The organism is Butyricicoccus intestinisimiae, from assembly GCF_018918345.1.
Classification (GTDB): Bacteria; Bacillota; Clostridia; order Oscillospirales; family Butyricicoccaceae; genus Butyricicoccus_A; species Butyricicoccus_A intestinisimiae.
This window is the reverse complement of record NZ_JAHLQI010000005.1, coordinates 202,603-214,969: the sequence shown is the minus strand read 5'-3', so window position 1 is coordinate 214,969 and position 12,367 is coordinate 202,603. Positions and strand designations below refer to the sequence as shown.

Sequence of the window (12,367 nt, the reverse complement as noted above, 5' to 3'; positions counted from 1 at the left end):
TGACTGGTTTGTGATGCCCTCTCGTTGAGTGCCTGAATAGAATACACCTTTTTCGACACAAAGTCAACACTTTTTTCGCGTTTATTTGCGTTTTTTTGTGTAACTATACCGTTTTTTCTCATTCTATACACAAAAGCTGTCGTCTGGCATCACTGACACCCAGACGATAAGGTTCACAGCCGTTTCACCGCTCTCTCGTATGCCTGATACGTTGCGTGGTCAAAGCAAACCATGGTGACGCGCTCCATATCCGGATGCGTCTGCAAAAACTGCGCGATGGTCTGCACGGCAATATCTGCCGCCTGTTCCAACGGAAAATGATACACGCCCGTGCTGATAGACGGAAATGCCACGGTACGGCAGCCATGCTCCCACGCAACGGCCAGACTGTTTCGGTAGCTATTGGCGAGCAGCTGCGCTTCGTTATGGTTTCCACCGCGCCAAATCGGTCCCGGCGTGTGCACAACATACTTCGCTGGCAGCTGATAGCCCTTTGTGATTTTTGCTTTTCCGGTCTCACAGCCGTGCAGCGTGCGGCACTCTGCAAGCAGCTGCTTTCCTGCCGCCCGATGAATTGCGCCGTCCACACCGCCTCCGCCGAGCAGCGAACAATTCGCCGCATTAACAATCGCATCCACGGCATATGTCGTAATATCGCCCTGTTCAATGGATAATTTCATCGTTTTTTCCTCCTGACAAAAAAACGGCGCAGGAGTCCCCGCGCCGTTTGATTTATTTTGCATTGGAAAGCATCAGCTTGATACGATTTTCCTGATTGATGCGTGATGCACCCGGATCGTAGTCTACGCTGACGATGTTTGCCTCCGGATAGATCTCCCGAATTTTGCGAATCATGCCCTTGCCCGCAATGTGGTTCGGCAGACAGCCGAACGGCTGGGTCAGAACAATATTCGGCACATTTTCCTCAATCAGTTCTACCATTTCTGCCGGAAGCAGCCAGCCTTCACCCATCTTGACGCCAGGGCTGATAATTTTATGCGAAAGCTTGCGCACGCGCTCAAATTCCATCATCGGACGGAAATGTCCATCGCGCTTGATGACATCAATCATATCCTTCTGCTTGCTGAGCAGGAATCGATAAACCGCCTGCATAACAGCCGCACTTTTTATCGAGCGTCCGTACAGCTGGAAGTCAATAATGCCATTGTAGATACAATACAGACAGAAATCCAGCAGTCCCGCCAGCACCGGCTCCGTACCCTCTCCGAGCAGGAACTGTTCCAAATTGTTGTTTCCAAGCGGAGAAAATTTGACATAAATCTCTCCGACAATGCCGACTTTCTTTTTCGAACCAAAGTTTTCCATCTCAATCTGCGCAAACCGCTTACAGATGAGCACATACATCATGCGGACATACTTATAGCGAATCAACTTATCTCCGCGGAAGTCCTTTGTGATTTTATTGAACAGCTCATCCACTGCCTTCTGGCAGTCACCCTTGTGCACCTCATACGGGCGGCACTGGTTAAAGATGTGCATGATAAAGTCACCGAGCAGCACGCCGTAAGCAACCTGAATAAACGCCTTTCGCGTCAGCTTAAAGCCCGGATTTGCATTTTTCTCCAAGCCGGAGAAGTTCAGCGAGATGACCGGAATATACCCCATGCCGTTTTTGATGAGTGCCTTGCGCAGCAGATGAATGTAATTGGACGCACGGCAGCCGCCGCCCGTCTGCGTAATCATAAGCGCAACCTTGTGCAGGTCATACTTGCCGGATTCCAGCGCATCAATAAACTGACCGATGACGAGCAGAGCCGGATAACAGGTATCGTTATGTACATTTTTCAGACCGCACTCTGCAATCTGCGGCCCTTCGGTTTCCAGAACCTCCATGTTGTAGCCGTAGTTCTTCATGATGGAAGTAATCAGCTTGAGCTGCACCGGCAGCATGTTCGGAACCAGAATGGTATAGTCTTTTTTCATGTCCTCGGTAAACGGAACATGCGGGATTTCACGCGTTTCCTGCATTCTGTTTTCCCTCCTCTACTGCGGCGAGCATACTGCGGATACGAATTTTCGCAGCACCCAAATTGTTAATCTCATCAATTTTCAGCTGTGTATAAATTTTGCCGCCTTCTTCCGTGATGGCGCGCATTTCGTCGGTTGTAACGGCGTCAATGCCGCAGCCGAAGGATACCAGCTGTATGAGCTGTGCATCCGGTCTGTGTACGGCCCAGTTGGCAGCGGCATACATGCGGGAATGATACGTCCACTGGTTCAGGACATTGACGGTCGGCATCTCTGCCAGCGGTGCGACAGCGTCCTCGGATACAATGACCATGTTGTACGACTGAATCAAGCGGTCAATGCCGTGGTTGATTTCCGGATCAATGTGATACGGGCGTCCCGCCAGCACGGCAATCTCCAAGCCGTGCTCCTCAGCGTAGGCAATTGCCTCCTTGCCCTGTGCGGCAATGTCCGCATAATAGCGATCCAGCTCTGCATAGCCCGCTTCCGCTGCCTGCTTGACCATCTTTTTATTGATATGCGGATATTTCTTGACAAACAGCGCACATGCTGTCTTGAGGAAATCCTTCTTTCTGTCCAGCTCGATATACGGCATCATAAAATCGACACCCTGCAAATGGCTCATATTCGCCTTGAGCAGCTCCGGATAATACGCTACAACCGGACAGTTATAGCAGTTTGCCGTGCGGTGTTCATCCAGATTATACGTCATGCACGGATAGAAAATTGCATCGACGCCCTTGCTCAACAGGTTTTCTATGTGACCGTGCATGAGCTTAGCCGGATAACAGACGGTATCCGACGGAATCGAGTTCTGACCCTGTGCGTACATGGCGCGGGTCGAAACATCCGACAGCACAACTTCAAAATCCAAATGCGTCAAGAACGTGTGCCAGAACGGCAGCAGTTCAAACATATTGAGTCCAAACGGAATGCCGATTCTCGCCTTGCCCGGCTGGCTCTTGCGGTATTGCTGCAAGCGATTGAGCTTGTACTCATACAAATTCGGCAGCTTGAGCTTATCTCCGCCGCCAAGCGGACGTTCACAGCGATTGCCGGAGATAAATTTGCGGCCGCCCGGGAACATGGAAACCGTCAGGGAACAGTGATTGGTGCACATGCCGCACTTGACGGAGGTTGTTTTATGTGTAAAGTTTTTCAGCTCATCCAGAGAAATCAGCGAGCTGGTCTCTTTCTCGTTTGCCATTGCGTGCAGGGCTGCGCCATACGCGCCCATCAGGCCGGAAATCACCGGACGGGTGACATTTCTGCCAATTTCCATTTCAAACGAGCGCAAAATCGCATCATTCAGGAACGTACCGCCCTGTACCACGATGTGTTTGCCGAGATCGTCCGGAGAATGCGCACGAATAACTTTATACAGCGCATTTTTGACAACACTGACGGACAAACCGGCAGAAATGGCGTCAATGCCTGCGCCGTCCTTCTGCGCCTGCTTGACAGACGAGTTCATAAATACGGTGCAGCGCGAGCCGAGGTCAATCGGATGCTCTGCAAACAGACCCAAGCGGCAAAATTCTTCGATGCTGTATCCCATCGAGCGCGCGAAGGTCTCAATAAACGAGCCGCAGCCGGAGGAGCACGCCTCATTCAGAGAAATATTGTCGATACAATTGTTGGCAATCTTAAAGCACTTGATGTCCTGTCCGCCAATATCAATGATAAAGTCAACATCCGGCTCAAAATGACGCGCTGCCTTAAAATGCGCCATGGTTTCAACAAGACCATGATCGACGCCAAACGCATTGAGAATCAGCGCTTCACCATAGCCTGTAACGGCAGAACCGGCTATGCGAATGCGGTCTCCGCACAGCTCATACAGCTTGATGAGCTGTTCTCTGACGACATCAACCGGATTGCCCTTGTTCGGGCTGTAATAGTTAAACAAAATCTGATGGTTCTCACCGATCAGCACCAGTTTTGTTGTCGTCGAGCCGCAGTCAATGCCAAGATATGCCTTGCCGCTGTACATCGTCACGTTTTCGCGCATGATGTCATGCGAATTGTGACGGCGGCGGAACTCAATGTACGCTTCCTCCCCTTGGAACAGCGGCTCCAGCGTTGCTGTTTTCACGCGAATATTCGCGGTTTTTTCCAGCGTATCCAGCAGCTCCTGATAGGTATACGTCTTTTCCGACGTATCCTTTGCGTAAACTGCCGCACCGGCAGCAATGGCATACGGAGCCAATTCCGGAAAATGCGCGTGCTCATCAGACAGCTGCAGTGTCTCCTGAAACCGCTTCTGCAAGCCCTTAAAGAAAAACAGCGGGCCGCCGAGGAACACAACATCCCCTTCAATTTCACGTCCCTGCGCCAGACCGGCAACCGTCTGATTGACAACAGCCTGAAAAATAGAAGCCGCCACATCTTCTTTGCGGGCGCCTTCGTTGAGCAATGGCTGTATATCACTCTTTGCAAAGACGCCGCAGCGCGATGCGATGGTATAAATGCGCTCTGCCTTCAGCGAGAGTGCATCCAGTTCATTCGGCTGCACATCGAGCAGCACGGCCATCTGGTCAATAAAAGCGCCCGTACCACCGGCACAGGAGCCATTCATTCGTTCCTCCAGCTGTCCGGTCAGGAACACAATTTTTGCATCCTCGCCGCCCAATTCAATGACCACATCCGCCTTCGGCACAAAGGTTCCGACGCATTTTCTCGTCGCAAAAACTTCCTGTACAAAGTCTACACCACTTGCCTTTGCCACACCGAGGCCTGCCGAGCCGGTAATTGCCACGCAAATATTTGCATCACCGATTACCTGCTTGGCGTCCCGCAGCATCTCACAGGCTTTTTCACGCACCTTCGAGAAATGCCGCTCATATTTCCGATACAAAATTTCAAGGCGTCCAGTCGCATCATTTACGCCGGCCGCCACGAGTTTTACGGTTGTTGAACCGATATCAATACCTAAATACACATTCATATAATAACCTTTTTTCTTCTCGCTCTGTCATCACAGCAGAGCCATGTGACGCACACGAATTAAAAACTATTAGTATCATATTACTCATTTTCAAAAAAATAGTCAACATTTCTGCCGGCTGTTCCTGCCATTTTCTGATTCTTTTACAAAATTATAACACTTATCTTTCGGTATGGAGAACTATTTGCACAATGCAAAAAGCCGGCGATAGGAATCGCCGGCCATTTTTTCTTGTCACTCCAACCGATCTCGATCCAGTTTGCCGTTCTCTGTCATCGGGAGCGAATCCACGATGCGGACAATGCCTGGAATCATATGTGTCGGCAGATGCGGACGCGCCGCCGCGCGAATCTGTCCCGGTGTCATCTCATGGCTGACGGTGACATATGCCACCAGATGACCATAGCGTTCGACAACGCCGCAGCCGGTGACGCCATGAATGCGCACCATGTGATTTTCTACGTCGCCCGGCTCAATGCGCACACCGCGCACCTTAATCATGCCATTCTTTCGATAGCTCCAATACAGTCTGCCGTCCTCCGTTATCAGACCAATATCACCGGTGCGGAATGCAGGCTGTCCGTCAATCGTACAGAATCCGCCCTCTTCTTCGTTGGTATATCCGCCCGTCACACTCTTGCCGATCAGGACAATTTCGCCTTCTTCACCAACCGGAACATCCTCATTGTCCTTCATAATGCGAATGGTCGTGCAGGCATCCTTTACAATGCCCACCGGAAGTCTGTCATCACACATATCATCCGTAATTTGCGCCGCACAGACATTGCAGGTCGCCTCCGTCGGACCATATCCGTTGATGACCGTCAAATCCCCGTCAAAGCACTTGAGCAGGTGGCGCACCGTGCCCGGATGCAGCGACTCACCGGACAGATAAACTACCCGCAGGTTCGGCATCATCTCTCTGCCGAATCGGTTGCTCTGCATCATAAAATGCACAAGCGTCGGCGGAAGAACCATCATCGCCGCATTGGATTTTTCCAGATGCGGATATAGCTTGGTCAAATGCTGCTGAATTTCCGAATTGGTCGTCACAAGTGTGCGTCCATGCGTCAGCGCATAGTAAATATCTGTCAGAGACAGGTCAATCGAGAACATTGCCAGATTGAGGATCGTCCCCTCTTCCTCCGGCTTGAGCGGAATGGTTTTATCCATCCAGTCAATGTAATTGTTCAAATTGCCGCGCGTTGCCTGCACGCCCTTCGGATTGCCCGTACTGCCGGAAGTAAAGGTAATATAGGCGAGCTGATCTTCCGCATATGCATCCGGCAGCTGCACTTCCTGCTCCGGCGCCTCATCGGATACCGCCATAATGTTCAGCGACAGCGCCGAACCCGCTCCCGCAAAGCCGCGGCCAACGGCACATAAAATCAAGCCTGCGTCCGCCTGCGATGCAATCGCCTTGCGGCGGCCGACCGGCTGCTGCGGGCTGACCGGAATATACGGCACGCCCGCACGCAGACAGGCAACGTATGCCAGAACCATGCTGTATTCTTTATGACCGTACACAATGACACGCTTTGCGCCAGATGCAATGATATGCTTTGCCAGATTTTCCGATCTGCGGTACAGCTCTCCATAAGTAATCGAACCGGAAGAGGAAGTAACCGCTACGACGTCCTCCGGATGCTTGTAAATTGCAGAAATATCCATTTGATTCCACTCCTGTCTTGCGTGTGAAACGGCGTAACACAAAATAACCATCACTACTAAAAATCATACCATGCCGTGCGCGTTCTTTCAACCAAATTTCCTGTATTTTTTTGCAGAAAATTTGAAATTTATCTGATTTTATCCTTGACAGACCGGCGAAAAAGTATTAGGATAGTTGCAACAAGTGAATATCCTTATCAAGAGAGGTGGAGGGAACGGCCCTATGAAGCCCGGCAACCTACTATAGCAAGGTGCCAAATCCGGCGGTATTACCAGATCGAGAGATGAGGGATCGTTCGGCGCTCTGTGTAATTTGCAGAAGCGCTTTTTTATTCGTTAAATCAAAAAACATATCTCATAGAAAGAAGGTATCCCAATGGGAAAGAACTTATTTACCTCTGAGTCCGTTACCGAAGGACATCCGGACAAAATCTGCGATCAGATTTCTGACGCAATTCTAGACGCAATCATCGCAAAAGACCCGACCGCTCGTGTTGCTTGTGAGACGACCGTAACCACCGGCATCATCTCCATCATGGGCGAGATTACCACCAACGCCGTTGTCGATTACGGCACCATCGCTCGCGAGACCGTTCGTGAGATCGGCTATGACCGCGCAAAGTATGGCTTTGACTGCGACACCTGCGCTGTTGTCACCAGCATTGACAAGCAGTCCACCGACATTGCTATGGGCGTTGACAAGGCACTGGAAACCAAGGAAGACGCTGCTCTCGACCTGACCAATGGCGCAGGCGATCAGGGCATGATGTTCGGCTATGCCTGCACCGAGACGCCGGAGCTGATGCCGCTGCCGATTTCTCTGGCACAGAAGATGGCAAAGAAGCTGACCGACGTGCGCAAGGCTGGCACTGTCAGCTATCTGCGTCCGGACGGCAAGACACAGGTTACCGTTGAGTATGACGAAAACAACAAGCCGATTCACATCGACACGGTTGTTCTGTCCACCCAGCATGATCCGGATGTCACGCTGGAGCAGATCCGCAAGGATATGATTGAGCTGGTTATCAAGCCGACGCTGCCGGCAGATCTGTTCGACGAAAACACTCGCATTTTCGTCAATCCGACCGGCCGTTTCGTCATCGGCGGCCCGCAGGGCGACTCTGGTTTGACCGGCCGTAAGATCATCGTTGATACATACGGCGGTTCTGCACCGCACGGCGGCGGCGCATTCTCCGGCAAGGACCCGACCAAGGTTGACCGCTCTGCTGCTTACGCTGCTCGTTACGTGGCAAAGAACATCGTTGCTGCCGGTCTGGCTGACAAGTGTCAGGTACAGCTCGCATACGCCATCGGCGTAGCACAGCCGGTATCCGTCCGCGTAGACACCTTCGGCACCGGCACGGTTGCTGATTCCAAGCTGGAAGATGCCGTTGAGCAGGTATTCGATCTGCGTCCGACCGCAATCATCCGCGATTTGGATCTGCGCCGTCCGATTTACCGTCAGCTCGCCGCTTACGGTCACATGGGCCGCACCGATCTGGATGTGTCTTGGGAAAAGACCGACCGCGTAGATGCGCTCAAAGCTGCTGTCGCAGGCTAATTTCCATAATAACAGACAGAGTGTGTATCTTTTCAGATACACACTCTTTTTTTGCGCATACAAAAGAGGCTGCGGACGAATCCGCAGCCTCCCTGTGTACAAGAGAATGAGAGCCTATGTTTTTTTGAATGTTTCTTACGGGCGAACAGCGTTCTTTCTCATATCAACTACTACGGATACTACGATAATCAGACCCTTGATTACCTGTGTCAGGTTATCGTTAACACCCAGAAGAACGAGGCCGTTGTTGATGATGCCGAGGATCAGGATACCGGACAGTACACCGGACATGCGGCAGATACCGCCTGTCTGAGAAGTACCACCGATGGTAGCTGCTGCGATTGCATCGAACTCGTACTGCAGACCGTTGGTGGACGGGTCAGCAGAACCGGTACGAGCTGCCAGCATTGCGCCAGCCAGACCGGACACCAGACCACACCACATGTAGGTGAGAATCAGGTTCTTTTCTACGTTGATGCCTGCTACGCGTGCTGCCTGACGGTTGCCGCCGATTGCGAAGATGTTCTTGCCAAAGCGGCACTGCGTCATCATGAACCACGAAATGATAAATACAATCAAGAAGATGAATACAACCATCGGAATGCCGCCGACTTTATAAACGGCGAAATTACGGAAGCTCTGATCCAGATTAGATACCGGCTTATTGGAGTACATCTTTGCCAAAGCTCGACATATGAGCTGTGAACCCAACGTCGCGATAAACGGATGGATATGTGTGCAAGCGACCAGCCAGCCGCAGATAATACCAACAATTGCGCCGATAACCATAGCAACGATGATACAAACAACTGCCGGCATATGCACGCTAATCAGACGACTCGGCAGATCAGCTTGCTGTGCGAGGGATGCGGATACTACAGCGGACAGAGCAGCTACAGCACCAGGACCCAGATCGATACCGGCGGACAGGATGCACCAGCAAACGCCGCAGGTAATGATGCCCTTTACGGACTCAGAAGAAATCAGCGTGGTCAGGTTGCCGACCGTCATAAACTTCGGACGAACCGCGGTCAGAGCAATTGCCAGAATAATCAGAACAAACCACATAGCGTTGTCTGACATGAATTTTTTGAAATCAAAGCCCTTTTTTGTTGCTTCCATTATGAGAGTCTCCCCTTTCTTTTACTTGGCAGTGGCGAAGTCGTTCTTTTCGCCGTGTGCATAGGTCAACAGTTCCTGTGAATCATACGGATCGCCGCCGTCACGGTTACGGTCAATGATACCCATCATGTGACCCTCATACATAACCAGAATACGGTCAGCCATGCCGGATACTTCCGGAAGCTCGGAGGAAATCATGATGATTGCCTTGCCCTCGCCTGCCAGCTGTGTGATAATCGAATGGATTTCAGACTTCGCACCGACGTCGATACCACGAGTCGGTTCGTCGACAATCAGGATGTCCGGATTGAGCAGCAGCCAGCGCGCCAAAAGCACCTTCTGCTGGTTACCGCCGGACAGGTTCATAATGCGCTGACGCATAGACGGAGTCTTGGTGCGCATTGCCTGATTCCACTTGATTGCATCCGTTTCCATCTTCTTATGATTCTGGGGGAAACCATAGTTTTTCAGGGATGCCATTACAGTATTCTCTGTGATATCAAGCAGTCCAAAGATACCATTGCCGCGACGATCCTCGGTCAGAAGACCAATCGAGTTTGCAATTGCATCCTCCGGGCTCTTGATGTTAACTTCCTTGCCATTGAGGAAAATCTGACCGGCGGTCTTTTTGCGCATACCGAAGATGGTCTCTACAATCTCCGTACGACCCGCACCTACCAGACCTGCGAATCCAAAGATTTCGCCGCGGTGTACCTGGAAGCTTACGTGCTCGAACGCCTTGCCGGATGCCAGATCCTTAACCTCAAGAATAACATCACCGATTTCGCAATCTACCTTCGGGAACATGTTGCCAACCTGACGTCCTACCATCATCTCTACAACCTTGTCCACGTTGAGGTTTGCTGCGCGGTCTGTGCCGATGTACTCACCGTCACGGAATACGCTGATGTCATCACTGATGCGGAAGATTTCTTCCATTTTATGAGAAATGTAGATGATTGCAACGTTCTTGGACTTCAGATCCGCGATAATATCGAACAGATGCTCTACTTCCGTCTCGGTCAGAGCGGAAGTCGGCTCGTCCATGACTACGACCTTTGTATCGTAAGATACGGCCTTTGCAATTTCTACCATCTGCTGCTGAGCTACCGTCAGATCTCTCATCATATCGTCCGGATTCAGCGCCAGATTCCACTTTTCAAACAGTTCTTTTGCTTCCTTGCGTGCCCGCTTGTGGTCACACATCAGCTTGTTCTTCATCGGGAAGCGGCCAAGCCACAGGTTTTCGCATACGGTACGATCCGGTACCGGAGACAGCTCCTGATGGATCATGGTAATGCCTGCGTTCATCGCCTGCAGTGGACTTTTAAACTCCACTTCCTTGCCGTCGAAGATAATCTTGCCAGAGGTGCACGGCTGAATGCCGATCAGACACTTCATCAGTGTCGATTTACCTGCACCGTTTTCACCCATCAGAGTATGAACGGTACCGGGGCGAACGTTCAGCTGTACGCCTTTCAGAGCTCTTACGCCCGGAAATTCCTTGACAATGTCGTGCATTTCGAGGATATACTCACTCACGTTTGTGTTCACCCTGCCTTTCCTACCTTCTTGCTTAAATGAGGGCGTCAGACTATGTCCGACGCCCTCAACGTCTCACTCAATCATCAGTTGTTATCCTTCTCTCTCAAAGATAACTGCTTTTACATTAGAGATAGTCCGCTACGTTGTCCTTGGTTACCGGCTCGAACGGGATCCAAACGATGGAATCGCTGTAGTCCTTGCCGCTGTCATCCTTGGTGAACGAGGTGCCATCGTTGGCAGCCTTGCCTTCAACGAGGTTCAGAGCAGCTTCGATGCAGCCCTTGCCCTGTCCCAGCGGGTTCTGGTAAACGGTCATTGCCATCTTGCCAGCCTGTACTGCTGCTGCGCCGTCCTTGGTGCAGTCGATACCAACGATCGGGAAGGAAGCCGGATCGATGCCAGCAGCTTCGCAAGCCTCGATAGCGCCGAGAGCCATTGCGTCGTTGTTGGAGATGATGCAGTCAAATTCCTGTCCGGAAGTCAGAACCGGGCTGATCTTGTTCATTGCCTCTGCACGGTCGTACTTACCAGCCAGATCTACAACGGAAGTTGCCTTGATGCCGTTGTCTTTCAGTGCCTTCAGAACGCCTGCACAGCGCTTGATCTGGGATACCTGACCCAACTCGCCCTGCAGCAGGATGTACTTGATTTCGGTCTTGCCCTGCTTCTTGAAGTGGTCAGCCAGATACTCGCCCTGGAAGTAACCGGAGGTATCCTCGTTAGAACCACAGAAGCCAACATTCTTTGCTGCCAGAACTTCCATGTCAGACGGCGGACGGTTTACAAATACCAGCGGGGTGTCGCCAGCTGCGTCTACGAGGGACTGTGCTGCATCGGAGTCTACCGGGTTTACGATAACAGCTTCGTCACCGCCGTTTACTGCGGTCTCAATGTACTGAATCTGCTTTGCAGAGTCATTCTGTGCGTCCTGAGAAGTCAGCTTAACGCCTGCTTCTTCTGCGGAGGACATAGCTGCGGATTCCAGCGTAGACAGGAACTCATCACGTGTGGACATGATCAGTGTCATTGTTCCCTTTTCGCCGGAGCCACCGGAAGCCTTGGAATCGTCGCCGGACGGTCCGCAACCAGCCATCATGCCTGCGCAGGTAACGCCTGCCAGAACGACTGCCATCATTTTCTTCAGTTTCATAGTTTCTCTCCTCTTCTTTTCTGTCTTTTGCGTTTGGGATGACGCTCTCGACTTTTGATGTATCAAGAATAACACCACAATGTTACAATTGCAAGTATTTATTTGTTGATTTTGACCAAATACGCATTTTTCATGCAATTCTTCTAAGTTTTATGCAGATTTTTTATACAACATTAACATGAAATATATTGCTTACAATTCTCGTTTATTTTTCTTGTTTAGATACTGTTCATCTTTTATAGTACATTATCGTCATTTTCTTGCATTATTTCGCATTTTTATTCTGTTATTTTTATTTTTGCTCATGAAATTTCGTTTTTTTGTCGCGCGTGCCTTTGTGCACCTTGTCACCACCGCCCCATTTTTCCCTGCGTTCTCGCAC

General features: G+C 50.9%; 8 protein-coding genes and 1 riboswitch. Of the genes, 1 reads left to right on the top strand and 7 read right to left on the bottom strand.

The window, feature by feature from the left end; all coding sequences use genetic code 11:
- Window positions 1-173: 173 nt before the first annotated feature.
- The 4 genes from KQI75_RS10535 to KQI75_RS10520 form a co-directional block, all read right to left on the bottom strand.
- Window positions 174-680 carry an O-acetyl-ADP-ribose deacetylase gene (locus KQI75_RS10535; RefSeq protein WP_216470758.1) on the bottom strand — a complete coding sequence of 169 codons (507 nt, stop codon included), beginning with the start codon at window positions 678-680 and terminating at the stop codon, window positions 174-176.
- 52 nt (window positions 681-732) lie between these two features.
- A complete protein-coding gene (locus KQI75_RS10530) occupies window positions 733-1,989 on the bottom strand; it encodes a 2-hydroxyacyl-CoA dehydratase (RefSeq protein WP_216470757.1) in 1,257 nt (418 codons plus the stop codon).
- Window positions 1,973-4,936, bottom strand: coding sequence for an acyl-CoA dehydratase activase-related protein (locus KQI75_RS10525; protein ID WP_216470756.1), 2,964 nt, complete (start codon window positions 4,934-4,936; stop codon window positions 1,973-1,975). The genes KQI75_RS10530 and KQI75_RS10525 overlap by 17 nt, the downstream gene beginning before the upstream one ends.
- A gap of 234 nt (window positions 4,937-5,170) precedes the next feature.
- On the bottom strand, window positions 5,171-6,607 hold the full coding sequence (locus KQI75_RS10520) for an AMP-binding protein (protein ID WP_216470755.1): 1,437 nt from the start codon (window positions 6,605-6,607) through the stop codon (window positions 5,171-5,173).
- Between the two features lie 191 nt (window positions 6,608-6,798).
- A riboswitch (SAM riboswitch) is annotated at window positions 6,799-6,898 on the top strand.
- An 85-nt stretch (window positions 6,899-6,983) separates the two neighbouring features.
- On the opposite strand from KQI75_RS10520, the gene metK reads away from it, so the two are divergent.
- Entirely contained in the window at window positions 6,984-8,168 is a 1,185-nt protein-coding gene (metK, locus tag KQI75_RS10515; protein WP_216470754.1) for a methionine adenosyltransferase, read from the top strand.
- Between the two features lie 135 nt (window positions 8,169-8,303).
- Here metK and KQI75_RS10510 read toward each other — a convergent pair whose 3' ends face one another.
- The 3 genes from KQI75_RS10510 to KQI75_RS10500 form a co-directional block, all read right to left on the bottom strand.
- Window positions 8,304-9,290, bottom strand: coding sequence for an ABC transporter permease subunit (locus KQI75_RS10510; protein WP_216470753.1), 987 nt, complete (start codon window positions 9,288-9,290; stop codon window positions 8,304-8,306).
- Window positions 9,291-9,311: 21 nt separating this feature from the next.
- Complete coding sequence (locus KQI75_RS10505) at window positions 9,312-10,832, bottom strand: sugar ABC transporter ATP-binding protein (protein ID WP_216470752.1); 1,521 nt, start codon at window positions 10,830-10,832, stop codon at window positions 9,312-9,314.
- Between the two features lie 127 nt (window positions 10,833-10,959).
- Window positions 10,960-11,985: a substrate-binding domain-containing protein gene (locus KQI75_RS10500; protein WP_216470751.1), complete on the bottom strand. Its 1,026-nt coding sequence runs from the start codon at window positions 11,983-11,985 to the stop codon at window positions 10,960-10,962.
- Window positions 11,986-12,367: the final 382 nt, after the last annotated feature.